The organism is Burkholderia singularis (assembly GCF_001718875.1).
Taxonomy (GTDB): Bacteria; Pseudomonadota; Gammaproteobacteria; order Burkholderiales; family Burkholderiaceae; genus Burkholderia; species Burkholderia singularis.
The window spans coordinates 2,582,821-2,607,384 of the sequence record NZ_CP013448.1; the positions used below are offsets into that span (position 1 = coordinate 2,582,821).

The window sequence follows — 24,564 nt, forward strand, 5'->3', positions numbered from 1 at the left end:
TGAATCCGTCATTGCTTGGGGCAGCCGGCCATGCGCGGCTCACGCCGCCATGAAAATGGGCGGGACAGGCCCGCGCCTGCCCCGCCCATGAGCCTGCGCGCCGTCTTACAGCGTCCGCGCGACTTCGGTGACTTCGAACACTTCGAACTGATCGCCTTCGACGATATCGTTGAAGTTCTTGACCGACATACCGCACTCGAAGCCTTGCTTCACTTCCTTCACGTCATCCTTGAAGCGTTTGAGCGATTCGAGTTCGCCCGTGAAGATCACGACGTTGTTGCGCAGCACGCGCACCGACGACGAGCGCTTGACGATGCCGTCCGTCACCATACAGCCGGCGACCGTGCCGACCTTCGGCACCTTGAACACCTGGCGCACCTCGACCATGCCCGTCACGACCTCGCGCTTCTCCGGCGCGAGCATGCCCGACATCGCCGCCTTCACCTCATCCACGGCGTCGTAGATGATGTTGTAGTAGCGGATATCGATGCCATTCGCTTCGGCAAGCTTGCGTGCCTGCGCATCGGCGCGCGTATTGAAGCCGATGATGACGGCCTTCGATGCGGTCGCCAGGTTGACGTCGCTTTCGCTGATGCCGCCCACCGCGCTGTGCACGATCTGCACGCGCACTTCGTTGGTCGACAGCTTGAGCAGCGATTGCACCAGCGCTTCCTGCGAGCCCTGCACGTCCGCCTTGATGATGAGCGGCAGGTTTTGCACTTCGCCTTCGCCCATCTGCTCGAGCATGCTTTCAAGCTTCGCTGCCTGCTGCTTCGCGAGCTTCACGTCGCGGAACTTGCCCTGACGGAACAGCGCGATTTCGCGCGCCTTGCGCTCGTCCGGCAGCACGATCACTTCCTCGCCCGCGCCCGGCACTTCGGACAGGCCCTGGATTTCGACCGGAATCGACGGGCCGGCTTCCTTCGTCGGCTTGCCGTTCTCGTCGAGCATCGCGCGCACGCGGCCGTAGGCCGTGCCCGCAAGCACGATGTCGCCGCGGTTCAGCGTGCCGGACTGCACAAGCACCGTCGCGACCGGACCCTTGCCCTTGTCGAGCTTCGCTTCGATCACGAGGCCCTTTGCCGGCGCCTCGACAGGCGCCTTCAATTCGAGCACTTCCGCTTGCAGCAGCACGTTTTCGAGCAGATCGTCGATACCCGAGCCCGTCTTCGCCGACACCGGCACGAACGGCGAATCGCCGCCGTACTCTTCCGGCACGACACCTTCCGCGACGAGTTCCTGCTTCACGCGGTCCGGATTCGCCTCCGGCTTGTCGATCTTGTTGATCGCAACGACGATCGGCACCCCGCCCGCTTTCGCGTGCGCGATCGCTTCCTTCGTCTGCGGCATCACGCCGTCATCGGCTGCCACCACCAGAACCACGATGTCGGTTGCCTTCGCGCCACGCGCGCGCATCGCCGTAAACGCCTCGTGACCCGGCGTGTCGAGGAACGTGACGACGCCGCGCGGCGTTTCGACGTGATACGCGCCGATGTGCTGCGTGATGCCGCCCGCTTCGCCCGCTGCGACTTTCGCGCGGCGGATGTAGTCGAGCAGCGACGTTTTGCCGTGGTCGACGTGACCCATCACGGTCACCACCGGCGGACGCGTCAGTTGCTCCGCGTCGCTGCCGGCCTCGCCTTCGACGAGAAGCGCTTCCGGGTCGTCGAGCTTCGCCGCGACCGCACGATGGCCCAGCTCCTCGACGACGATCATCGCCGTTTCCTGGTCGAGCACCTGATTGATCGTGACCATCTGGCCCATCTTCATCATCACCTTGATGACTTCCGATGCCTTGATGGCCATCTTGTGCGACAGATCGGCCACCGAGATGGTTTCCGGCACGTGCACTTCCCGCACGATCGGCTCGGTCGGCGCCTGGAACGACGACGCATTGTCCTGGTGCTTGCCGCGCCCCTTCGGGCCGCCGCGCCAGCCGCGATCGACGCCGCCGCTCGAATCGCCGCGCGTCTTGATCCCGCGGCGTTTGGCGGCGTCATCCTGCCAGCCGCCCTTGCCGCCGCCCGGCTTCTTGTTGCGATCGCCTGCTGGCGCCGACGTGGCGGGCGCGGCCGGCGCGCCGCCGCCCGCCGCCTTCTTCGGCGCGGGACGCGCGGCAGCGGACGCCTCGCCGGCCGGCTTTGCCGGCTTGTGAAGCGTGCCCTTCGCCTCCGCAGCCTTCGCGGCAGGCGGCGCCGCGGCCGGCTTCGGCTCGGGCGCCTTCACCTGCGCGCGGCGCGGCGTGTTCATCATTTCGCGAATCGCGCGCGCTTCCGCCTCGGCGGCTTCGCGGCGCTTGCGGATTTCCTCCTGCTCCGCGCGCGCCTTCTCGGCAGCCTCGCGCGCAGCATCCTCGGCCTTCTTCGCCGCTTCCCGCTGCGCGGCGCGCTCGGCGGCCGCGCGCTCTTCCTCCTGCGTGGATTGTTGGGACTGCGCGCGCTGCGCCGCAGCCGCCTCTTCCCGGGCCGCGGCCTGCGCGGCTTCGGCCGCGCGCTTGGCCGCCGCTTCCTCTTCCGCGCGACGTCGCTCGGCCTCCGCGGCTTCCTCGCGGGCACGGCGCTCGGCCTCCTCGCGCTCGAGGCGCTCCTGGCGCTCGCGCAGCTCCTGCGCCTGCTTCTCGAGCAGTTCGGCCTCGCGGCGCGCCTCTTCCTCGCGACGCTTGAGTTCGGCGTCCGCCTGCTCGTCGGCGTGCGCCTGCTCGGCGCCCGCCTCGTTGACGTCGTCGCGCTTGACGAACGTGCGCTTCTTGCGCACTTCGACCTGAATGGTACGAGCCTTACCCGTCGCATCGGCCTGCTTGATCTCGGACGTATGTCGGCGAGTCAGCGTGATCTTGCGCTTGTCGCCATCGGTCGCACCGTGCGACTTGCGCAAATGATCGAGCAGACGCGCCTTGTCCGTCTCCGACAGCGCATCGTCCTCGCTCGCTTTCTGGACGCCCGCAGCCTGCAGTTGTTCGAGCAGCACACCAGCAGGCATTTTCAGTTCCGCGGCAAATTGGGCTACGTTGTTACTCGCCATTCATTCCTCTTAGTGCAAGGACCGATTCCTTGCGGTTAGCATCGGGTCAGGCCTTCCGGCCGCCAGCAAATCAGTTCGCCATGATCGTGTCTCATTGGAACCAGTGTTCGCGCGCCTTCATGATCAGCGCCTTCGCCGCCTCCTCGTCGACGCCCGTCATCTCGGTGAGTTCGTCAACCGCCAGCTCCGCGAGATCGTCGCGCGTCTGCACGCCGTGCTCGGCGAGCTTCGCGACCAGCTCGGGCGTCACGCCTTCCAGGCTCTTCAAATCGAGCGCGGCATTCTCGACCTTCTCCTCGTTCGCGATCGCCATCGTCAACAGCGCATCGCGCGCGCGGTTGCGCAACTCGTGGACGGTGTCCTCGTCGAACGCCTCGATCTCGAGCATTTCGTTCAACGGCACATAGGCGATCTCTTCGAGACTCGTAAAGCCCTCATCGATCAGGATATCGGCAACTTCCTCGTCGACGTCGAGGCGCGCCATGAAGAGGCTGCGCAGCGTGTCGCGCTCTTCGTTTTGCTTCTGCGCGGATTCGTCCGGCGTCATGATGTTGATCTGCCAGCCGGTCAGCTCGCTGGCAAGGCGAACGTTCTGGCCGCTACGGCCGATCGCGACGGCCAGCTCGCTCTCGTCGACGACCACATCCATCGAATGCTTTTCCTCGTCGACGACGATCGACTGGACGGCCGCCGGCGCAAGCGCGCCGATGACGAACTGGGCGGGATCGTCCGACCATAGCACGATGTCGATGTTTTCGCCACCAAGCTCGTTTCTCACCGCCTGCACGCGCGAGCCGCGGATGCCGACGCAGGTGCCGATCGGGTCGATCCGCTTGTCGTATGCGACGACGCCGATCTTCGCGCGCACGCCGGGATCGCGCGCCGCCGCCTTGATCTCGAGCAGACCCTGCTCGATTTCCGGCACTTCCATCTCGAAAAGCTTCATCAGGAATTCGGGCGCGGTGCGCGACAGCTCGATCTGCGGGCCGCGCGCGGTGCGGTCGACCTTCGCGATGTACGCGCGCACACGGTCGCCGACGCGCAGGTTTTCCTTCGGAATGAGCTGGTCACGGCGCAGCAGCGCCTCGACGCGCCCCGATTCGACGATGAAATTGCCCTTGTCGAGCCGCTTCACCGTGCCGGTCATGATCTTCTCGCCGCGCTCCAGATAGTCGTTCAGGATCTGCTCGCGCTCGGCATCGCGCACCTTCTGCAGGATCACCTGCTTGGCCGCCTGCGCGCCGATGCGGCCGAATTCGATCGACGGCACCGATTCCTCGATGTAGTCGCCCACCTCGACGTCCGGCTTCTGCTCACGCGCCTCGAACAGCAGGATCTCGCGATCCGGCTCCTGCAGCCCGGCCTCGTCGGGCACGACCAGCCAGCGCCGGAAGGTTTCGTGTTCGCCGCTTTCGCGATCGATGTGGACGCGGATCTCGGCGCCCTCATCGAACAGTTTCTTGGATGCCGATGCAAGCGCGGCTTCGAGCGCGCCCAGCACGACGTCCTTGTCGACGTTCTTTTCGCGCGCCAGCGCATCCACCAACATCAACACTTCGCGACTCATTGTTTGCGGCTCCTAAAGTCAACGTGCGGAATCAGGCGAGCTTTGTCGATATCGGCCAGCGTGAAATCCAGCATCGCGGCCTCGCCTTTCTTCCTCTCAAATTCCAAACCGATCGTCTCGCCGTTCGGCGCATGCAGAATGCCACGGTACGTCTTGCGTCCGTCCAACGGCTTTTTCAGGGTGATGACGGCTTCGCTGCCCGCGAAACGCGTGAAATCAGCCAGCTTCTTCAACGGCCGGTCGAGCCCCGGCGACGAGACCTCGAGCCGTTCGTAATCGATGTTTTCGACCGTCAGTACGTGCTGGAGCTGACGCGTGACCTTCTCGCAATCGTCGATCGTAATGCCGGCGGGCTGATCGATGTAGACGCAGACCATGCCGCGCCCGGTGCGCTCGAGATCCACGAGCTCGTAGCCGAGCCCCGTGACCGTGGTTTCTATCAGTTCCGTCAGTTGCACAGTGTCCTCTCAGGTGTCCGCGCCCGCCCCTCGCGATTCACCCGCTGAACGCGCGCCTTAGCCGGCGCAGGAAGCGCTACCCGAGATGCCCAACCGTTTCGGCAAAAAAAAATGGGCGCAACGCCCATCTTGTTACCGGTGGTCGCACCTGAGCTGCACATCGAATCCGTACGCCCAGCGACTTTGCGATTATAGCGAGTTCTGGGCCGGACGCAAAGCGCCACCCCGCCAATTCGGCGCAAAATCGGCCCGAAATGGGAATTTTGCGGGGCATTTGCAACATCCGGGATTATGGCAAAGCGTGGCGGACGGCGATTTGCGCAGCCTGCCGGCCAGACAAACGATTAAAAACCCGACGAAATGAAATGCGCCGCCGCGCCTCTCGTCATTATCGCCGTGGCCGCCGGCAACGACTTGCCGGCCTTTGTGCACCCGAACCGCGCAAGGCTCGCGCGAAAGCGGCGGTGAGCAAGCCGCAAGATCAGCGTGCGCCCTGCACCTGCCGTTCCAGCAACCGGTACAACCGACGCAGCCGCGAAACCACGATTTCCTTCCAAGCGGCAACGCGAGCCTTGCTCGAGCGCCACATTTCCGGACTGAAGGTGCTGCATAGACATGTATTGCGAACCCTCGTGATTGAGCATCGCGAGGCAGTCCTTAGCCGTATCGGCATCGCAGGCACGACGAAAAACGTGTGGCAATCGCGTGCGACGACGCGGTTCACGGCATCGAACGCGTCGGCAAAAAATTATGCATGAAATTCGACGAGACTCGAGATCCCCACCGCCGATCGCACGGCATGCTCGGCAGCGCAAGGCCACCGCAGCACATGGAGAAATGAGCCGCGCCGGTTGCGCCAAGCGCGGCGGAACCGGCCGGCATGAGCTGAGCAGCCGGTTTCAGGGCTTTGCCCGGCTTCGGCGCGCGGCCAGGAGTGCCGCCGCCACGCAACGAGTTTACGCCGGCCTTTCGCCAGTTTTGTCGCTTACCGGCCGCGCGAGCGATTACGCGGCGGCATATGCGGTTGGCCATTATTGCGGCCGCCGCCCGCATTCCCGTCGGCCCGATTGCCATTCGCGTTTCGGCCGCCCTTGCCGCCGGCGCCGCGCTTGTTGCCACCGGCGCCATAGGACGCGCGGTTGCCGTCGATATCGCGGCCGCCTTGGCGCGCGCCGCCGCCATATGCCGGCAGGCTCGAGTAACCGCCGAGACCGGCGCCGAAACCGCCGCCGCCCGCCAGGCCGCGCCGGCCTCGGCGAGGCTGATCGAGTTGACCGTGCGCCGTCAGCACCGGCTCGCGGCTGATAAAGCCCATCGACGTCTGCATCGGATCAGGCTGGCGGCGCTCGGCCGGACCGCCGCGCTTGCCTTTGTCGTCGGTCGGCACTTTCAGTCCGACCGCCGCCATCAGGCGGCGCACCTGTGCGTCATCCAGCTCCTCCCAGCGGCCGCGCTTCAGGCCGCGCGGCAGCGGAATCGGGCCGTGACGCGTGCGGATCAGACGGCTCACCATCAGGCCAACCGCCTCGAACATCCGGCGTACCTCGCGATTGCGCCCTTCCGCAAGCGCGACGTGATACCAATGATTCGTCCCCTCGCCGCCGCCGTCGCGAATGCGCAGGAAGTTCGCCGGACCGTCGTCGAGTTCGACGCCATGCAGCAGCTTTTGGCGCGACGCCTCGGTCAGCTCGCCGACGACCCGCACCGCATACTCGCGCTCGACGCTATAGCGCGGATGCATGAAGCGGTTCGCGAGATCGCCCGACGTCGTCAACATCAACAGACCTTCGGTATTGAAATCGAGGCGGCCGACCGCGAGCCACTTCGCAGTCTTCATCGGCGGCAGCCGGTCGAACACCGACGGCCGCCCTTCCGGATCAGCATGACTCACGATCTCGCCGGTCGGTTTGTGATAGAGCAGCACACGCGGCGGCTTGTTCGGAAGCTTGCGCTTGACTGGCTTGCCGTTGATTCGAACCTGGTCGGTCGGCATGATCCGCTGGCCGATATGCGCAGGCTCGCCATTGACCGACACGCGGCCGGCGATGATCAGCTCCTCCATCTCGCGGCGCGAACCCATGCCTGCCTCCGCCAGCACCTTATGCAACTTCGGTGCATCGTCATCCGGCGACAGCACGCGCTTCGGCTGCTGCCCCTGGCGGCCACGGCGCAGCATCGGCGCGCGCACGCCACCGCCCTGCGAATTGTTATCGGCATCGAACGCGGGCGAAATCACATACGCAAACAAATCGTCCTGGCTCGCCTCGGCGGCCGCCGGCGCGCTGCGCTTGCCCTGCTGCCGCGCGGCACCTTCGCGCTTGCCGGCTGCCGCCGGTTTGCGCTGCGCTTTCGCGGCCGCATCCTGATTGCGCGGCGCGCGCGCCGGCGCCTTCGCCGCGCCGGCATCGCCCGCCGCCATTGGGTCGGGTTGCTCCGCGCTATCGGTATTCTTCGATTTCGCAGCCGCGCGACGGCGTGCGATCAAGCTGCGCGGACCGCGCCGCAGACCGCGGCGCGGGCGCTCTTCGCCGCCCGCATCCTGGGTCTGAGCAGGCTGCTCGCGCGCATCGTCGGCGCGCGCCACCGCGACGGCATGCGCGGCTTCAGACGAATCGATGTCGTGGATATCTGTCAAAACAACCTCAAAATGTCAGGTCTCGCGCCCGTCACGGGCACGGCTAGGGTTGGTCGCCCGTTTTCACGCGCGGTGTTGCTCGGGCGCCTCGACGTCCGGCGCATCATCGATGCGCGGCGCCTCGCCGTCCTGCTGCGCGTGCCCGGGGGCCGCCTCGCTTGAACTGCGCACGGCGTCGGCAAGACTGCCGGACGAATCGTCCAACGCCTGCTGCACGTGCGCCTGGACCGGCCCGGCGTCGCTGCGGACGCCGCCGATCTGGCCTGGGTCTTCTTCCTGCTTCACTCGGCCCACCGCCGGCTCGGCGGTCACCTCGCGATTGGCTGTATCCGTCGCCGCGACGCCATCCTCATTCGCCGCGGCGCCCCGATGCGCGGGCGCATCCGCCGGCGCGCCAGCCGATTCGGCGCGCAGGAGTGCCGCACCGCCGCCTGCAAATTCGATCGACGACGAGGCGCTGTCATGCGCAATCGTTTGTTCATCCTCGACATGCGCCGCCGCACCATCGCCGGCAACAGGCTGCGCATTCGCCGGCCCGTCGCCGCACACCGCCGTTTCAACCGATGCAGCCGACTCACCGCCGAGGGCGGGACGACCAGCATCTTCGGCCCCAGCCGGCCCGGCTGGCACCGCGCCGCTGCCGTCGGCAACGGCGGCATCCTCGACCATGTCGTCCGATACGTCCGAGCCGGCGCTCTCCACCGGCCCGGCCGAACCGGCGCGGCCCGCCGCGCCGCCAACAATATCGGACTGCGCGTCGCCACCCGGCGGCGCCGCTTCGTCGGCTTCCGCAATCGCGCCGCTTTGTGCATCGTCATCCGGGAAATCGATGGCCTGCTGCGCGAGCAGGCTCGCCTCCAGATGCGCGGCGGGTTCTTCGAGGGCCGGCAGATCGTCGAGCGCCGCCAGGCCGAGGTCGTCAAGAAACTGCTTCGTCGTCGCGTAGAGCGCCGGACGCCCCGGCACGTCGCGATGACCGATCACCTCGATCCAGCCGCGATCCTCCAGCTGCTTGACAACCTGCGTGTTGACCGTGACACCGCGAATTTCCTCGATGTCGCCGCGCGTCACCGGCTGCCGGTACGCGATGATCGCCAGCGTCTCCAGCACCGCCCGCGAATATTTCGGCGGTTTTTCCGGGTGCAGCCGGTCGAGATAAGTGCGCATCGCCGGCTTGCTCTGGAAGCGCCAGCCCGACGCCAACCCAACGAGTTCCACGCCGCGGCCGGACCACTCCTGTTTCAGATCTTCGAGCAGTGTTCGGACTGTATCCGCCGACACGCTGTCGACGAAGAGCTTGCGCAAATCGCCGAGCTTCAGCGGTTCCTGCGCGCAGATCAAAGCAGTCTCGAGGACGATTTTCGCCTCTTGGGTATTCATGCAGCTAAGTCAGACCCTGTGGTCAAACGAACCGGATCAATCGAACAGACGTAAGGAACGGAAGACGCGCTCGCCCGATTCTGATCGGTCATATTGATGGGAGCACGAACCGGGGGTGGCGAAACAGCTTTCAAGCCCAACCCGAACCGGACGGAACAGCGCGGAACCGACGTCGGAGCCGCGTGACTGAGCGCCATCTTACGCAAAATTACCCGGTGCGTAAAGATAAAGAGCGGATAAAAAAGCGTGCGGCAAAGGACACTTTGCGCAAACACCCCTCATCCGCGAACATCCGCCGCAAGCGTCAATCGAGATCCTCGACACGCGCCGGCATCTCCTTCACGAGCCCCCAGACCGCGTCGGCCGCCGGCGACAGCGAGCGTTCGCGCCGCCGCACCAGCTCGACGGTGCGCTCCGCACGCGGCGCAAGCGGCCGCGCGACCAGCGACGAGCCGGCAGGCAGCGGCAACGAAAGCCACGGCAGCACGCTCACGCCGACGCCCGCCTCGACGAGCCCGAACACGGTCGCCGAATGACCGAGTTCCTGCACGACACCGGCTGCGACCCGATGCGCGGCGAGCGCCGCATCGATCAGCGGACGGCTGCCCGACGCGTAATCGAGCAACACGAGCCGTTCGCCGGAAAGCGCGGTCCACGGCACGGGATCGCGCTCGGCGAGCGGATGATCGGCGCGCGCGACCAGACAAAACGAATCGGTCATCAACGGCTCGGCAATCAGATCGCCCGTCGCGAGCGGCCCGATCACGACGCCGAAATCCACTTCGCCCGACTTGACCTTGCGCAACACGTCGCTCTGCACGTCGTCACGCAAGCCAAGCGCAACAAACGGAAAGCGCCGCTCGCAAGCGGCAACCACACGCGGCATCAGCCGGCAAGCGACCGTCGGACTTGCCGCGACGATCACGCGCCCGCGCCGCTGCTCACCGATCTCGCGAATTTCGCGCAAGGCGTCGTCGAGATCGCCGAGCAGGCGCGACACGCTCGCGATCAGATTCACGCCGACGTCGGTGAGCTGCACGTCGCGCGTCGTGCGGTCGATCAGCTTGAGCCCGATCTCGCCTTCCAACTCCCGCACCGAGCGGCTGACGGCCGATTGCGTGAGACCGATCTCGTCACCTGCCCGACTGAAGCTCTTGAGCCGCGCCACCTCGATGAACACGCGCAACTGCCGCAGCGTGATATTCATAGCATTGCCTCATTAATCGGACGCATCGATGCGCAATTGTATGCGTTCGCCCTCGCGCCGTCGTGTGTCGGTGCGGTGCAACACAAGCTGAAACGCACGTCTCACGGGCCACGCTGCACAAGATTGGTGATTGTCCTGATTTGCGTGAGGGTCGTTTTGGCGTCTTATACGCCCCTAGTTGTCGCGGCCATCGGCGCGCCGTCTAGCGGCTCTGCAGCGATTGCCGTTGACATGGCACGCTTCCTGCATAAGCAGGCGCACAGGGCTGCGGGGGGTTGGCCTTCCCGCGGCGGATTACACCGCATCCGCCGTCGCGTGAAGCCGGCGCCCTCACCCGGCACTCGCTCAACGAGTGCCCGACGTGTGGAGTGCGCAGCGCGGGGCGGCGCACCGGAAATAGCTTCGCTGAGGTGAGGACATGATGCTGTTCGACGATTTGAGAGATAACGAGTGGGCGCTGCTCGAGGGGCTGTTCTGCGCCGAGCCTGCGCGCAACGAGCGCCGCGGCCGCCCTCGTGTGGAGGCGCGTTCGGTCGTGAACGCCGTTCTTTGGGTGCTGTCGACGGGCGAAGGCTGGTCGAAACTGCCTGGCCGCTATCCGTCGCCGCCGACTTGCCGTCGACGCTTCGACGAATGGCAGGCCGACGGCACGCTCGCCGAAGTGGTGAAGCGTCTCGGCTCGAACGGCCGCCAGATCTCGCTGCGCGGCCGTATCGGCGCAAGCGCGGTCAAGCCGCCCGCCCCGCCGAGCCGCGACCGCCTGCGCGGCGCATTCTGGACCAATCCGGAATCCTGGCGCGCGCCCGTCAAAATGGCGTGAATCCTGTCTCCGGGCGGTCCGCAGCGCCGCCCGGACAACGCGCCGGGATGCCGGCTTCCCTTTCGCATGCCGTGCCGACGATGCGATTGGGCGACACATCCGCTTACCAATATTTACAGCGCACTTTCGCTCTCCCGCATACCTTTACCGGTACACGGAACGAGCCGTCTATCGGCTCGAAGGGAGCCTTCAACGATGAAACCCTTGCCACTTCTCGCGGCATGCGGCGTTGTCGTTTCGCTGGCGCTCGCCACTGCTGCGCGAGCCGGCCCACCTTTATCGAAGCCGCACGAACGGCGGGATCAGGTCGCGCTTTCTCCGGCAGACGCAGCGGCGCATCGCAATCAGTCCAGCGTGCCGCGCGGCGACCTGCGCGGCGACATTGCGAGCAATGCGCGCGAACGTGACGACGCGCAGCGGCCACGCAATCCGAATCGTCAATAAATCGCCGGTACCAGGAAAAATCGGTCAGCTCGGGAACTGCGCGGCATTGGCCGAGTCTCAGCATTGCCATGAGCACAGCGTGGCAGCAGCAATGAACCCGGTACCGCCCGTATCCTCGTGATACGGGCTTTTTTTTTGGGCCCAACCCATGCAATCTGTGCTACAGACGACTCTCCAGGATCGATACGGCGCTTGCCTCGCTGAGCGCGTAGTCCGCCATCTTGCGATCCTCCCAATCGGCGCGTTTCTCATCCCGCTCGAGCCGCGCGAATTCAGCACGGCCATTGTCAGTCAGCACTGCGATGTCGACAGGCGCGTGAAAGCCCGGCGCGGGCGCGACGGTCTTCTGCCGAACCGTATCCATCAAACCCAGCGAACGCAGGTATTCGAACACGCCCGGACGCCTCGCCCACGGAACTTGACGGTACTGGACACGCCTGAGCGCGTCGAGTACTGCTTCGTTGGAATACGTGGCCATCTCGATTCTTTCTTAAAGGGCAGCGACATTGCAAAGCGGCCTCGCCGGCCGAGATCTCCGCCCACCGACGCCACCACGCAGCTCATGAGGGATCTGTGATTGTCCCTCCCCAGTCTCTTCCGACCCGCACCCGGCCGTTTTGTTCTTACAAAACAGGGGCGGATCATTCTCCATTCCCGAAAAGCTACCTTACCCCAATCAAATTGATTCTGTTCAATTCATTTGCCCTACTCTTTGCGACTTTGGTGCTCTACCGCAAGCACCGTGGCGCGCGCGCCATCGCCATTACGATCGTCGCGCTCTTCTGGCTCATCGCATCCGGATGGCTCGCGGCGCCGCTTGTCGCACTCGCTGAATTGGGCGTGCGGCCAGTCGAGCATCCGACCATGACAGGCGACACCACGATCGTGATGCTGGGCGCAGGCATTGAGCAGCGCAACGGCGCCGCCGTCCCCACGCGCGACGCCCTCGCCCGCATCGCGAAAACGGCCGAACTCTATTCGACGTGCATACGAACGGCCGCGCACTGCACCGTGATCGTATCGGGGGGCGATCCGCAGCGGCCCGGTGTCAGCGAAGCCGCTACATACGCGCCTTATCTGCTCGCACGCGGCGTGGCGAACGACGCGCTGATTCGCGAAGCGCGCAGTCACACCACCTACGAAAACGCGCGCTTCACCGCTTCCATATTACGCGCTCAACATTACGACGCGCTGATCCTCGTTACGACGTCATACCAGATGCGACGCGCGCTCCTGGACTTCGACCACTTCGGCATCGCGCCGCAGCCCGTCTACTCGAACCGCCGCGGCGCGCAGCTCGGGTGGCTGCCGCGCTTCGACAATCTTGCCAATGCGGAGCAGGCGCTGCACGAAATTCTCGGCATCGCGCAGTTTTACGTGTATCGTCAGCTCGGCTGGTTTTGATCAATGCTCGACTGTCTTTCGCGCACCACAAGGTGCCACCCCGGCGAACCGATCCGACGCCCGAGCCTTTCCGGGCAAGCGTGTGGCGGCGGCATGACGGGGCGAACGACTGTTGCGCCCGATCCACGCGGCCGATCGCCGCGATGCAATCGAATGCACTGATCCGTCACTTTTGATAAACTCGGCTCACTCGATTGCAGACGCCAGACAAATCGGCAACACTCGGGTCCATCACCACTTAGCGGAGGTAAGCAATGAAGAAAATGACCATGGCTATCCTGGTTTCGATGTCGGCTCTGGCTGGCGCGGCATACGCTCAAGAAAGCACCGAAATCAAGACGATCACCGATCCGGCAAAAATCGCTGAAATCGAGCAGCGCGCGCAAGCGCTGCAACAGCAGCAAGCCGCGCAACCGCCGGCAGCCGAAGCGCAGCCGGCTCATGAGCGCAAGCATCACGGCAAGAAGGGACACCATAAGGCCGCAAAGAAAGCTCAGTAAGTCCGGCTCATCTCGCTGCACGCAAAGCCGAATCCGGGTTGCCGGATTCGGCTTTTTCATTCGCGTGTCCCGATGAGCGCGCCGTGCGTTGTGCTAAAGTCGCGCACCGAACTTTTCCACCCGTGCGCACCCTGGTGCGGAGGACTGAATGAGCAACATCCAATTGGATATCGAATGGACTGACGCCGCAACCCGCAAAATCAAGCAATTGATGCCGCGCGGCTCCGACGAGGCGTTTCTCGCACTGCCGCCGATCGAATGCCTGCCGATGGAGGGCGACGTGCTTTTCCTTGGCCCGCAAGGCAAGCAGCACCCGTTCATCGTCGCGGAACGGCAATATCACCACGACGGCGACGCAGACTGGACCATCATTCTGATTCTCGACGTCCCGAACGCCTCGCACTGACTGTCGGCGTGCCCCCCCAGGCGTCGGCCGGCGCAGCAAAAAAATAGCCCGCGCTTCATACGAAGCGCGGGCAAAACCGTCGCCCTACGAGGATAGGCGACGGGGCCACCGAGATCCGCGCAAACGCGGATCATCGTTCAGACTGGGTAGCGCGCCGATCGCCGGCAGCCACCCGATGCGTCGATATCCCATCAGGCAGGGGGTATGCGAGACCGAACCTCGCTGTATTCGAAATACCCTCCCTGATTACTCCCGGAAATGAGAGCAGTTTTCGTGCCAATCTGGAAATATTTTTTAAATATTTGATTTAAAAAGATTAATCATCCGCGGTCTGCGGAAAGTGCGATTTCGAGCTATCCGTTACGGGGGTGACGTTACGTAACGCCGCCACTAGCCGGCACGCGGCCGCAGACGCCGAATGTGCGACGTCCGCCGTCCGCAGCACAAAAAAAAGCCCGCCGAAAGGCGGGCCCGGTGATGCTTGATGCGGCGAATGCCGCAGGATGCACGCGTCAACGCATCTGGCTGACGAGAAGCGCCATGATCTGCCGCGCAGGCGCCGACGTATCGACTGCCCCCTTGTCGTCGACAATCGCGACACGGGTTTGATCTTCGGCAAGTGCCTTCACGTTGACAAGATATTGCTTCGCCTTCTTTTCCTTCTTGCCGTGGAAAAGCTGATTCCAGAAGCCCTGCTCCTCGGCGCTGAAATCCTTCGGATCAACATAACGAACGTAGTACAGCCCCTTCGCCCGATCGCGGTCGTCCACCGTGAAATTCGCACGATCGAGCGCGATACCGACACGTAGCCACGAGCGGTCATACGACTCGGGAAGCGTCACCTCCGACGGCACATCCGCCGCCGGTTCGGCCGGGCTGCGCGACGCCGACGCGTTCGCCACATTCTGCGCAGCGATCGCCGCGGCAGCCGCCTTGCTCTTGTCGCTCGCGGATTTTGAATTGCTCGGCGCGGCATCGTCGACGATCGGCACGCCGCCGGCCTTCACGCGCGCATCGTTTTGCGCAAGCACCGCCATCAGACGCTTCAAGTATTCGGTTTCGAGTCCAGGATCATTAGGCTTCGGCTCCCATTTGCTCGAATCATTGCCCGGCCCGGTGAGTGCCTCGCGCATCCCCTTCTGGCTGACGAACACATAGGTGCCGCCATTCGGCGCGGCGTCGAGGCGCGTGCGGTACTTGTTGCGCTCCGCCGTCACATAGGAATTGCCCATCGCCTTCGAAATCACGCCGCGAATCAGACCATCGTTGATCTGCGGGTGCGTTTCGTTCCAGTCCGTTTCCATCACGCCCTTGTCGCGCTGCTCGACCACGAGCAGAAAACCCTGCTCTTGCCAGAACCGGCGAATCTGCGGCCAGATTTGGGCCGGCGTCTTGTCGTCGATCACGAGCCAGCTTTCGGTGCCGTCACGCTGAATGTGCATCCCAGGTACGGCAGGCACGACCGTATCGGTCGCGGGCGCAGCCTGCTGCACCTGCTGCAGGCTCGAAAGCGAGGTCGCGCCCCCCTGCGGCGGCAGCGAACGCTGATCAGGCGTCTCGTCCAGCATATTGGGCGGCACCGCGAGCGACACCTCCTTCGATTTCGAGTCGCTCTTATAGTCGATTTTCGTAGGCGACGGCGAACTGCAACCGGCGACGAACGCGCCAGTCGCGAGCAATACCGCAAACCGCGTGGTAAGACGAAGATCAGTCATGTTCAGGGAATCCTTCCGCTAGGTCGCTCACGGCGACTTTTCCGTGAGTCAACTTTCCATTTTACCGGTCCAGCGCAAGACCGTGCAAAAAGCAAACATCGGTATCGTCACGGACGGCGTTGAAGCGTCGACATGAGGCTCGCAAGAAGCGAATGCGGACGAATCCATGCCGTGGAGTTGCCGTAAAAAAACCGGAAATGCGCAACACCCCATCCTCGGCCGACATCTCGTTGCCGCCGGAGAAACCCGGTGAGCCGGGACAAGAAAGACGCCGACACGGCGATGATCGAAGCGCGTACATCCGTCAAGTCAGTCGCGCGACACGCTGCGCGCGAATGTTGGTCGTCACCTGTCTGGGCGAAAATCGGCGCGGCGCCCAGGCTCGATATGAGAAAGTTTCCAATATGGTTTTCGATTTACTCAACAATCAAGCGCCCATTAAAAAACCCGCACAGCCTTACGCTGTGCGGGTTTTGATCTGGTCGGGGCGAGAGGATTTGAACCTCCGACCACCTGCACCCCATGCAGGTACGCTACCAGGCTGCGCTACGCCCCGAAAGCGTTAAAGTATAACAGACACTTTCTCTCAAGAGAACAGTTGAAGCGCAATTGCCGCGACACGCGTTACGCGATCGCCCCCGGATACGCAACCTCGACATGCGCGGGCAGCGGAACCGCCCGAGTCGTGCGCCACAAGTCGCCGTCAACCGACCAACCGCACTTCTCGAACAGATCGCGCGACAACAGATTCGCATCGGTATGCTTCGAAACCGCAACGGCAGCAGCGTTGTCCCGCAACAAGGCTTCAGTCAGCAAAGAGACCATCGCGATTTCCACGTCCAGGCCGACCACACGGCAACTCATCACCACTTGCTCGATGCGCTGCGCGGATGCGATGCCGATCACGACGAGACCATATTCGGCATGCCGGTCGGTCACCTCGCCGACGAGCACCAGCCCGCTGCGGCAGATGTCGTCGAGTTCCTGCGTGCTCCAGCGGCGGCCGGTCGTATTGAACTGGTTGGTCTTGTTCAACAACTCGAGCGTTCGCGGAAAACGCGGATCGCTCTGCCCCGTAATCCGGCCGAATGCGGCCTTCAGATTCAACCTCGCCAGAAATTCCTCGCGCGACAATGTCTTGCGCTCCGTCTCGCGCTGAATTTGCGATTTGATCATCTCCGTGCGCCGCGTGGATTCGGCGGTAATCGTCACGCCCTGCGTTTCGGCGCTCCACATCAGGATGCGCTTCCAGTAGTAGTGCGACGCATGCACCACGCGAAGATCGGGAATCGCCTCCTCGACGGTTTCGCGCTCGCGCGGATTGTCGTCGACGAAGATCACGTTTCGCGGCAACAAATTCGCTTCTTGCATGGCCTCGTTGATGCTCTGCACCTTGTTGTTCCACGAGACCTTCAGGATCGCGAAATCCTCCAGAAGCAGCCGGCGCTGGAAAACGCGAGGCCAGATCGCCTTGATGCGCTCGAGATCGTTCTTGCTGACGAGCGCGAGAATCACGCCGCGCCTTCGCAGCGACAGCAACGCCTCCGCGATGCCGAGCGGCCATCCTTCGACGGCGCTTTGATAGTCGGGATTGTCGGCTTCTGCCAGCACACCGCGCCAAAGAGTATCGTCGAGATCGACACAGACCATCTTGACGCTGTCGATCGACCGCAGGCTGCGATACATCGCCTCCGCCTCGAGCCACAGCCCGCAAATGAATTCGCCCACCTGGTGTGAATAGTGGGCCGAAGGCGCAGGCACCCTGACGATGCGGTCCTGATCCAGCGTGAAATCATGGTCGCCGATGAAGCCGCCGTGCGCGTAATGCCAGATGCTGTCGTCCTGAATGAAACGGCGCCCGTAAATGGACGCTAGATGATTCATATCCATCAGGTACAGATTCGGATGCTCGAACACCCGGCGCTCGATATGACGGTTGATCTGCTCCATCAGATAAAGGTTGCTCGTCGCATCCGAGCGGTGGAAATGCCGGCCGTTCACGTTGTACTGCGGCGTCATGTAATTGACGACGAACGTCGGAATTTCACGCGCCCAACGCAAAATGCGCTCGATCCAGAAATCGACGATCTCACAGGCTTCGTTGAGCAGCCTATCGGTTGCCTGCTCATCTGAGTACGGCGCGCGCAGCCACTCCGCGTAGCTTCCCTCCAGCAGGACGCCGCGCAGCGGAATCTGCGCGATATGGAACGAGTAGGCATCGAACGGATGAGGCAGCGTGTCCGGCATATCGGAGGCGAACAACACGAGGTCGATCGGCGTCTCGATGCCATGTTTGCGCAGCGCCGGTATCCACGCCTCCATCAGACACGAGCCCTGCAGCAGGACGCGGCCGAGCTTGGAATCGGTGCGGCGCAAATCCTGCGGTATCGTGTAGAACCGGTTGTTGTGCTGCCTGAAGTCGGAAACGGCAGTGGCAGGCATCGGCGTAAAACTCATCGCGAATTCCGCTGAGTTCACGAGATGTTCGAGCAGCCGTTCCAACGGAAAGCGGCTGCCCGTCCAATAATCGATCACTTCCCGGCTTTCGGGGTCGCGCTTCAAAATAGCGCGGTAAGCGCTGAGCACTTCGGATTCGGTAATGCGGGCCATGCTGCATCCTCGCTCTTGTTACGTTTCAATGAAACTGCTACGAGAGGTGCCGCCACTCACCGGGGAGAGATTATAAGGTTTCCGCGATCCGTACAACACGGCCGTCCGCGGCATATCCCGCGCGCTCGCCCGCATTCAGTCACGGCCCGTCGCGCGTCATACGCCGCCGATATCGCATTCGACGTGGGATTTCAGAAATTCATTTATCAATTACAAGAAAAATGAAAGAGAAACAAAACACGATCATTCAGAAAAACAGCGTCTGCTCTTTAGACGGTAGAGGGAATGCGGCATCGAATGTCGGGGGCGGTAGTCATTATGTTAAAGCATGCGCGCGTGAGACATTCTTGCAAAACGACGTGCGAAGAACTGGACGATAACGCGTGCCAAATCGCATGCCCCAGTCATGCGCGCGAGCCGCCCGGCGGGAGCTTCGCCCGCTAAACGCACGACGATTCGCCCCGCATCGGCCGCGTGTTTAAGCTGCCTAGACAGAGTTCCGGCATGCTCCGCCGCGGCGCGCCCTTTGCGCAATGCAACACGACGCCCCCACGTTTGGTGCTGCCCCTCTACCCCATCGTGTCACACTTGCCGCACAGGGCGGCCGATGCGCGCACCCGCGCAACGGCCGGCCACGACAAATACAGGGAGACAGCAACCATGCGCACATCGGTCCAGTGCGTCGAGCGCACGCACGTCTTTCGCACTGCGCATCCACCGCGCATGCCGAGCAACGCCGTTTCGGTTTCTCACGGATTCTTACGCTCTTGCGCGGCAACGGCGGCCGCGCTCGCGTTGCTCAGCACCGGATGCGCCCAATCCGCGACGAGCGCCGGCAACGGCACGCAGGCGGCCACGTCGATTGAACGCGCGAAAGCCGATCGCCTTGCACGCGAGCAGCAAATCGCCCGCACCGTGCCATCGCTCGCATCCATCAAGCTCGCCCAACCGCGTCCGCTGACGTTACGCGACTCCGGCCAAAGCGCAGCGTTGACGTTCCTGCGCGACATCGATTTGCGCATCGTCGGCGACATCGGCTTCTATGTGCATCGATTGTCGGCAACGCTCGTGCCGACGCAGGCCGGCGCGCCGATCGTGCTCGACGATCCGACCAGCTTCGAGATCGACGTGCATCGCGGCGCCGTCACGCTCGACGACGCCAAACTCACCGCGCTCTTCAACGGCTACATCTTCGGCTACCGCAACGCGCCGCTGCGTAAGCTGCACGTATCGGCCGGCGACGGCGTCATCCACCTGCAGGGCGAAATGCAGCGCAACGGCTGGGTGCCGTTCTCGTTGACGGGCCGCCTCGACATCGTGGATCGAACCAAGCTCGTGTTCCGTCCGGTCTCGATCCGCGTGTCGGGAATCAACGCGAATCCCGTGATGCGCGCCGCGAACGTCAAGATGTCGGATCTGCTGAAGATCGATACGCCGATCGCGCGGCTGACCGGGGACGATCTCGTGCTCGACATCGGCAAACTGATGCCGCCGCCGCGCCTGAACATCACGATCACCGCGCTCAGGATCACGCCGGGCGGCGTCGATCTCTCGCTCGACGACGGCTCGCGGGCCGGCTTCGCCTTACCCGATTCCGCCCCCAAGCAGGCGATGTATATCCGCGGCGGCGACGTGAAATTCATGCGCTCGATGCCGATGAACGCGAACCTGGTGATCGGCCCGATGCGCGACGCCAGCGCAAACGAGCCGTTCGTACTGGATCTTTATCACTATCGCGACCAGGTCAGCGCCGGGTATTTCAATTTCGACAATACGGGGGCAATAACCATCCGGATGCCGTCCTACGCGAAACTCAACCGGCCGGGCAGCGCGCCGACGTTCGGCGCCGCGTCCGCCCGGCTCAATGACAGCCTGCTGGCCGATCAGCAAACGGACCTCGAAGCCGCGCGCCGGCAATGGCAGGCGTTCGCGCTCGTCGACGCGCGCGGTCCCGCCGCGCAACCGGGTTTTCGCAAAATCGCCGTCAACCGCAACGCCGGCGCACCGGCGCGGCCGACCGAGCGCCGCGTATCGAGCCGCCCGACCACCATCCATCTGCACAACGCCGATTTCTACATCGCCGACAACATCGGCTTTCGCGTCGACGATCTCGTCGTACAGCTCATCGCAAAACGTGCCGGCGAACCGGTCGACCTCGACGATCCGAATCAATACGACATCCGGATTCTGAGCGGCTCGGTGCTCGCGCCGTGGCAAGCGATGTCGGATCTCTTCAACCGGTATCTGCTCGACTATTCGCCGCGCTCGCTGAACGATCTGAAGCTGAGCGCCAACGGCGGCAACCTGCGCGTGCAAGGCGGCCTCAAGCTGTGGAACCAGGTGCCGCCCGGTGTGTGGCTGCCGGCTGAGATGGAGGGCACATTGACGCTCGTCGACGAACGCCATCTCGCGTTCACGCCGTCGCAGGTAAGCGTGCTCGGCGTGCCGCAGGCGAAGCTGTTGCGGGCGCTCGGCATCGAGTTGTCGACGCTCGCGCCGCTCAAGCGCCGCGGCGCCGAGTTGCGCGGCGATCAGCTCGTGCTGGACCAATACACGGTGTTTCCGCCCCCTGTGCTGGCCGGCCGCATGTCGCAAGCGACGGTCGAGCCCGATGGGCTGCGCCTGACGTTCAGCCCGGCAACCGACGCTCCCGTCTTGCACCCGCCCGCCTCGTTGCCGGCAAGCTATATGTGGCTCGAAAGCGGCGACATGAAAATGTTCAACGTGCTCGAGCTGAATGCGCGCGCGCTGATCCGGAACTCGACGCAAGCGCGTGTGCGCTTCGATCTTTACGGCTATCGCGATCAGGTTTCACAGGGTTCGGTGCAGATGGCGGCAGACGGCACGCTGCTCGTCGACCTCGGCAAGAAGAACCCGCTCGCGCCGTAACCGTGGCGGCGGGCCGGTCAATCGTACCGGGGGCGGATCGGATCGATGGGATCAGCTGCCGCGCTTCAGACTCTCGATCACGTCGAGCAGCGCATTGCGCAACTGCGCGACATCGACCGTTTCATCCGCCGCCGGCGCGTGGTGCACCGGCGACTCCGGCTGCCCCTCCGCCGCGGCCGAATCGCTCGCGCCACGCCCGCTGCCGACGGTGTCGAGGCGGTTGCGCGCCCCGTTGATCGTGAACCCTTGTTCGTAGAGCAGTTCGCGAATCCGCCGAATCAGCAATACCTCGTGATGCTGATAATAGCGGCGATTTCCGCGCCGCTTCACCGGACGCAACTGCGTAAACTCCTGCTCCCAATACCGAAGCACGTGAGGCTTGACGCCGCACAGTTCGCTCACTTCCCCGATCGTGAAATAGCGCTTCGCGGGAATCGGTGGCAACACGACTTTTTCAACCGTCGACGTCATCGTCAGTTAACCGTCGGTAAGGGCGCGCGGGCGCGTCGCGCGTGGGCGAAGCGCCGGTTTCAGCGCACGAGATTCGACTCGGCGCCGTTTTCGACGAGCGCCTTCAGCTTCTGGCTCGCATGAAACGTCACGACGCGGCGCGCGGCGATCGGAATCGCTTCGCCCGTCTTCGGATTGCGCCCCGGCCGCTGCGGCTTGTCGCGGAGCTGAAAATTACCGAAGCCCGACAACTTCACGCTTTCGCCGTTTTCAAGCGCATCGCGGATCACCTCGAAGAACGCTTCGACCATGTCCTTCGCTTCGCGCTTGTTGAGGCCGACGCTGTCGAACAACAGTTCGGCCAGCTCGGCCTTCGTCAGCGTGGGCGTATCGCCCGGCGCCGACGACGCAGGCACGTCGCGGGTCATGGCGCTGCGTTGCGCCGTCAGAAGGGCTTCGAATTCACTCGAGTTCATGTCGTTCATATTCTGCAAAACCAGCGCGTCAAACTGGGATAAAACATCGGCGGAAAGCGGCGACACGCCACTTCCTGCGCACTATCCGCGCAAACGCGCGCCATAAGCTCGAGCCATGCGGTCCACGAGGGTCTGGATCGCCTGATCAACCGTCTCGTCCTGCAAGGTTCCGGCCGCATCCTGGAGCGTCACGCGAAACGCGAGGCTTTTCTCGTGGGCGGACAACCCACCAGAAGTATTTGATTTTGCACGAAATTCATCGAAGAGCGCAACCTTCTGGACAAACTTGCACGCATCCTCCGCAAGCGCTTTGCCGATCTCGTCGAAGAGCGCTTGCACCTCGACCTGTTGGTCGACGACAACCGCGATATCACGCCGCACCGGCGGGAATTTGGAGACTTCGGACGGTGCCGGCAGCGCCCGCGGCACGAGCGCATCGGCGTCGATCTCGAACATGACCGGCGGATGAGGCAGCTCGTACTTCTGCATCAAACGAGGATGCAGCTCGCCGATCCAACCGACCGCCCGGCCATCGAGTTCGATCCGCGCGCTGCGCCCCGGATGCAGCGCCGGATGCTCGGCCTTCACGAAGCGCGCCACGGCCGGCGCGAGCAGCGCCTCGAGATCGCCCTTCACGTCGAAGAAATCCACCTGACGCGTTGCCGCGCCCCATTGCTCGTCGAGCACCGGGCCGTAGGCCAGTGCGCCGATACGCTTGGGCTGCGCATAACCAGCAAGCGCCAGCTCGCCCGCCTGCGCGGCCGGCTCCGCCGCGAACACGCGCCCCGCCTCGAATACCCGCACGCGATCCGCACGGCGGTTCAGGTTATGGCGCAGCACGCCAACGAGGCTGCCGAACAGCGTCGAGCGCATCACCGACAGCTGACTCGCGATCGGATTCAGCAGCCGCACGGGATTGGCGTTGCCGGCGAAATCGCGTTCCCATTCGTCATCGACGAAGCTGAAATTGACGGTTTCCGCGTAATCGCGCGCGGCAAGCGCGTGGCGAAGCGCGTGAATCGAGCGGCGCGTCTCGTCGGTCGCACGCATCTCGTTTCTCGCGATGGGCGGCCGCGCGGGAATATTCTCGAAGCCATGAATGCGCGCGACCTCCTCGATCAGATCCTCCTCGATCTCGATGTCGAAGCGGTGCGGCGGCGGGCTCACGCGAAACACGTCGCCGTCGCGCTCGAACACAAGCCCCAGGCGCGTGAAAATCTGCGCGACCTCATCGGCACCGATCTCGACGCCGATGATCTTGTTCGCGCGCGACACGCGCATCGACACCGGCGCGCGCTGCGGCACGTTGACGACCTGGTCGTCGACCGGGCCCGCCTCGCCGCCGCAAATGTCGAGAATCAACTGCGTGATCCGCTCGAGATGCTCGGCGGTCGTCGAGTAATCGACGCCACGCTCGAAGCGGTGCGCGGCGTCGGTCGAGAAGTTGTACTTGCGCGCCCGGCCGCGGATGCTGTCCGGCCACCAGAACGCGGCTTCGACGTAAATGTTTGTCGTATCGAGCGTGACGGCCGTGCTGTCGCCGCCCATGATGCCCGCGAGGCTCTCGACCTGCCGCTCGTCGGCAATCACGCCGACCGTCTCGTCGAGCTCGACCGTATTGCCGTTCAAGAGCTTCAGCGACTCGCCGCGCTTGCCCCAGCGCACGTCGATGCCGCCGTGAATCTTGTCGAGATCGAACACGTGCGACGGGCGGCCAAGCTCGAACATCACGTAGTTCGAAATGTCGACGAGCGCGGACACGCTGCGCTGCCCCGAGCGTTCGAGACGCTCGACCATCCATTGCGGCGTTTTCGCGCGCGCGTTCACGCCGCGGATCACGCGGCCGGAGAAGCGGCCGCACAGATCGGGAGCGGAAATCGTGACGGGCAGCGTCTCGGCAAGCGCTACCGGAGCCGGACGAATCTCAAGCGCCGTGAGCGGCGCGCCGGTGATCGCGGCTGTCTCGCGCGCGATGCCGAACACCGACAGGCAATCCGCCTTGTTCGGCGTCAGCTTGATTTCGAAGATCGTGTCGTCGAGATTCAGCGCGTCGCGGATGTCCTGGCCGATCGGCGTGTCTTCCGGCAGGATCATGAGACCGCTGTGATCCTCGGAGAGCTTGAGTTCGCGCGCCGAGCACAGCATCCCCTGGCTTTCGACGCCGCGCAGCTTCGACAGCTTGATCGCGAATGGCGCGCCGCCGTCTTCGGCGGGCGGCAGCTTCGCGCCGACCAGCGCGACCGGCACCTTGATGCCGGGCGCGACGTTCGGCGCACCGCAGACGATCTGCAGCGCCGTGCCGGTGCCCGCATCGACCTGACAGACGTTGAGCTTATCGGCATCCGGATGCTTGACCACCTCGAGCACGCGGCCAACGACGATTTTCTCGGTCGGCGGCGCCGCGCGGCGCTGCGATTCGACCTCGAGCCCCGCCATCGTCAGCGCATGCGACAGTTCGTCCGTCGTCAGTTGCGGATCGACAAAGGTTCTCAGCCAGGATTCAGGGAATTGCATGGAAGTCCACGTTCGAAACAGGTTGGATCGAGGCCCGGCGCGGCATTCGGCGCGGCCCGCCGGGCGCG

18 protein-coding genes, 1 tRNA gene and 1 pseudogene are annotated in these 24,564 nt (G+C 63.9%); 7 read left to right on the forward strand and 13 right to left on the reverse strand.

Annotated features, from left to right (window positions below; all coding sequences use genetic code 11):
- Window positions 1-105 precede the first annotated feature (105 nt).
- The 3 genes from infB to rimP form a co-directional block, all read right to left on the reverse strand.
- Window positions 106-3,021 carry a translation initiation factor IF-2 gene (gene infB, locus AQ611_RS11440; RefSeq protein WP_059518521.1) on the reverse strand — a complete coding sequence of 972 codons (2,916 nt, stop codon included), beginning with the start codon at window positions 3,019-3,021 and terminating at the stop codon, window positions 106-108.
- A 91-nt stretch (window positions 3,022-3,112) separates the two neighbouring features.
- Window positions 3,113-4,588 carry a transcription termination factor NusA gene (nusA, locus tag AQ611_RS11445; RefSeq protein WP_069234589.1) on the reverse strand — a complete coding sequence of 492 codons (1,476 nt, stop codon included), beginning with the start codon at window positions 4,586-4,588 and terminating at the stop codon, window positions 3,113-3,115.
- Window positions 4,585-5,046 (reverse strand): ribosome maturation factor RimP, encoded by a 462-nt coding sequence (gene rimP, locus AQ611_RS11450; RefSeq protein WP_004193908.1) that lies wholly within the window; start codon window positions 5,044-5,046, stop codon window positions 4,585-4,587. Before rimP ends, nusA begins: the two co-directional genes overlap by 4 nt.
- A 254-nt stretch (window positions 5,047-5,300) precedes the next feature.
- Between rimP and AQ611_RS26130 the strand changes: the two genes are divergently transcribed.
- Complete coding sequence (locus AQ611_RS26130) at window positions 5,301-5,804, forward strand: hypothetical protein (protein ID WP_146011789.1); 504 nt, start codon at window positions 5,301-5,303, stop codon at window positions 5,802-5,804.
- Window positions 5,805-6,031: 227 nt separating this feature from the next.
- Here the strand turns inward: AQ611_RS26130 and rluB are convergent, their stop codons facing one another.
- The 3 genes from rluB to AQ611_RS11470 all read right to left on the reverse strand — a co-directional run bounded on the left by rluB (window position 6,032) and on the right by AQ611_RS11470 (window position 10,268).
- Window positions 6,032-7,681 (reverse strand): 23S rRNA pseudouridine(2605) synthase RluB, encoded by a 1,650-nt coding sequence (gene rluB / locus AQ611_RS11460; RefSeq protein ID WP_069234591.1) that lies wholly within the window; start codon window positions 7,679-7,681, stop codon window positions 6,032-6,034.
- A gap of 63 nt (window positions 7,682-7,744) precedes the next feature.
- Window positions 7,745-9,061: an SMC-Scp complex subunit ScpB gene (scpB, locus tag AQ611_RS11465; RefSeq protein ID WP_083237301.1), complete on the reverse strand. Its 1,317-nt coding sequence runs from the start codon at window positions 9,059-9,061 to the stop codon at window positions 7,745-7,747.
- A gap of 304 nt (window positions 9,062-9,365) precedes the next feature.
- On the reverse strand, window positions 9,366-10,268 hold the full coding sequence (locus AQ611_RS11470; RefSeq protein ID WP_069234592.1) for a LysR family transcriptional regulator: 903 nt from the start codon (window positions 10,266-10,268) through the stop codon (window positions 9,366-9,368).
- Between the two features lie 421 nt (window positions 10,269-10,689).
- On the opposite strand from AQ611_RS11470, the pseudogene AQ611_RS11475 reads away from it, so the two are divergent.
- Together AQ611_RS11475 and AQ611_RS26340 are read left to right on the forward strand one after the other, a co-directional pair.
- Window positions 10,690-11,085, forward strand: a pseudogene (locus AQ611_RS11475) (transposase); the annotation flags it as partial.
- 198 nt (window positions 11,086-11,283) lie between these two features.
- Window positions 11,284-11,532 carry a hypothetical protein gene (locus AQ611_RS26340; protein WP_069234593.1) on the forward strand — a complete coding sequence of 83 codons (249 nt, stop codon included), beginning with the start codon at window positions 11,284-11,286 and terminating at the stop codon, window positions 11,530-11,532.
- A gap of 160 nt (window positions 11,533-11,692) precedes the next feature.
- Here AQ611_RS26340 and AQ611_RS11485 read toward each other — a convergent pair whose 3' ends face one another.
- Complete coding sequence (locus AQ611_RS11485) at window positions 11,693-12,010, reverse strand: hypothetical protein (protein WP_059518535.1); 318 nt, start codon at window positions 12,008-12,010, stop codon at window positions 11,693-11,695.
- Between the two features lie 203 nt (window positions 12,011-12,213).
- On the opposite strand from AQ611_RS11485, the gene AQ611_RS11490 reads away from it, so the two are divergent.
- From AQ611_RS11490 to AQ611_RS11500, 3 genes are all read left to right on the forward strand, one after another.
- The gene (locus tag AQ611_RS11490) at window positions 12,214-12,936 is read left to right on the forward strand and encodes a YdcF family protein (RefSeq protein ID WP_059518537.1); all 723 of its coding nucleotides are present in this window, start codon (window positions 12,214-12,216) and stop codon (window positions 12,934-12,936) included.
- Between the two features lie 254 nt (window positions 12,937-13,190).
- Complete coding sequence (locus tag AQ611_RS11495) at window positions 13,191-13,436, forward strand: hypothetical protein (RefSeq protein WP_059518540.1); 246 nt, start codon at window positions 13,191-13,193, stop codon at window positions 13,434-13,436.
- Window positions 13,437-13,584: 148 nt separating this feature from the next.
- Window positions 13,585-13,842, forward strand: coding sequence for a hypothetical protein (locus AQ611_RS11500; protein WP_059573392.1), 258 nt, complete (start codon window positions 13,585-13,587; stop codon window positions 13,840-13,842).
- A gap of 512 nt (window positions 13,843-14,354) precedes the next feature.
- Here AQ611_RS11500 and bamC read toward each other — a convergent pair.
- From bamC to AQ611_RS11515, 3 genes are all read right to left on the reverse strand, one after another.
- Window positions 14,355-15,557 (reverse strand): outer membrane protein assembly factor BamC, encoded by a 1,203-nt coding sequence (gene bamC / locus AQ611_RS11505; RefSeq protein WP_059518544.1) that lies wholly within the window; start codon window positions 15,555-15,557, stop codon window positions 14,355-14,357.
- 479 nt (window positions 15,558-16,036) lie between these two features.
- Window positions 16,037-16,113, reverse strand: a tRNA-Pro gene (locus tag AQ611_RS11510).
- A gap of 68 nt (window positions 16,114-16,181) precedes the next feature.
- Entirely contained in the window at window positions 16,182-18,167 is a 1,986-nt protein-coding gene (locus AQ611_RS11515; RefSeq protein ID WP_069234594.1) for an HAD-IIIC family phosphatase, read from the reverse strand.
- Between the two features lie 723 nt (window positions 18,168-18,890).
- On the opposite strand from AQ611_RS11515, the gene AQ611_RS11520 reads away from it, so the two are divergent.
- Window positions 18,891-21,056: a hypothetical protein gene (locus tag AQ611_RS11520; protein WP_069234595.1), complete on the forward strand. Its 2,166-nt coding sequence runs from the start codon at window positions 18,891-18,893 to the stop codon at window positions 21,054-21,056.
- A gap of 51 nt (window positions 21,057-21,107) precedes the next feature.
- Here the strand turns inward: AQ611_RS11520 and AQ611_RS11525 are convergent, their stop codons facing one another.
- The 3 genes from AQ611_RS11525 to pheT all read right to left on the reverse strand — a co-directional run bounded on the left by AQ611_RS11525 (window position 21,108) and on the right by pheT (window position 24,496).
- A complete protein-coding gene (locus AQ611_RS11525) occupies window positions 21,108-21,527 on the reverse strand; it encodes a MerR family transcriptional regulator (protein ID WP_059518561.1) in 420 nt (139 codons plus the stop codon).
- Between the two features lie 59 nt (window positions 21,528-21,586).
- On the reverse strand, window positions 21,587-21,991 hold the full coding sequence (locus AQ611_RS11530; RefSeq protein ID WP_059518563.1) for an integration host factor subunit alpha: 405 nt from the start codon (window positions 21,989-21,991) through the stop codon (window positions 21,587-21,589).
- Between the two features lie 72 nt (window positions 21,992-22,063).
- Complete coding sequence (gene pheT / locus AQ611_RS11535) at window positions 22,064-24,496, reverse strand: phenylalanine--tRNA ligase subunit beta (RefSeq protein WP_069234596.1); 2,433 nt, start codon at window positions 24,494-24,496, stop codon at window positions 22,064-22,066.
- Between the last annotated feature and the right edge of the window lie 68 nt (window positions 24,497-24,564).

Excerpts from the sequence above, each read along its gene's own strand:
- AQ611_RS11515 (WP_069234594.1), bottom strand. The coding sequence starts at position 18,167 with ATGGCCCGCATTACCGAATCCGAAGTGCTCAGCGCTTACCGCGCTATT.
- AQ611_RS26340 (WP_069234593.1), top strand. The coding sequence starts at position 11,284 with ATGAAACCCTTGCCACTTCTCGCGGCATGCGGCGTTGTCGTTTCGCTG.
- scpB (WP_083237301.1), bottom strand. The coding sequence starts at position 9,061 with ATGAATACCCAAGAGGCGAAAATCGTCCTCGAGACTGCTTTGATCTGC.
- infB (WP_059518521.1), bottom strand. The coding sequence starts at position 3,021 with ATGGCGAGTAACAACGTAGCCCAATTTGCCGCGGAACTGAAAATGCCT.
- AQ611_RS11470 (WP_069234592.1), bottom strand. The coding sequence starts at position 10,268 with ATGAATATCACGCTGCGGCAGTTGCGCGTGTTCATCGAGGTGGCGCGG.
- pheT (WP_069234596.1), bottom strand. The coding sequence starts at position 24,496 with ATGCAATTCCCTGAATCCTGGCTGAGAACCTTTGTCGATCCGCAACTG.
- AQ611_RS11485 (WP_059518535.1), bottom strand. The coding sequence starts at position 12,010 with ATGGCCACGTATTCCAACGAAGCAGTACTCGACGCGCTCAGGCGTGTC.
- AQ611_RS11530 (WP_059518563.1), bottom strand. The coding sequence starts at position 21,991 with ATGAACGACATGAACTCGAGTGAATTCGAAGCCCTTCTGACGGCGCAA.
- AQ611_RS11495 (WP_059518540.1), top strand. The coding sequence starts at position 13,191 with ATGAAGAAAATGACCATGGCTATCCTGGTTTCGATGTCGGCTCTGGCT.
- AQ611_RS11520 (WP_069234595.1), top strand. The coding sequence starts at position 18,891 with ATGCCGAGCAACGCCGTTTCGGTTTCTCACGGATTCTTACGCTCTTGC.
- bamC (WP_059518544.1), bottom strand. The coding sequence starts at position 15,557 with ATGACTGATCTTCGTCTTACCACGCGGTTTGCGGTATTGCTCGCGACT.
- AQ611_RS11525 (WP_059518561.1), bottom strand. The coding sequence starts at position 21,527 with ATGACGTCGACGGTTGAAAAAGTCGTGTTGCCACCGATTCCCGCGAAG.
- AQ611_RS26130 (WP_146011789.1), top strand. The coding sequence starts at position 5,301 with ATGGGAATTTTGCGGGGCATTTGCAACATCCGGGATTATGGCAAAGCG.
- AQ611_RS11500 (WP_059573392.1), top strand. The coding sequence starts at position 13,585 with ATGAGCAACATCCAATTGGATATCGAATGGACTGACGCCGCAACCCGC.
- nusA (WP_069234589.1), bottom strand. The coding sequence starts at position 4,588 with ATGAGTCGCGAAGTGTTGATGTTGGTGGATGCGCTGGCGCGCGAAAAG.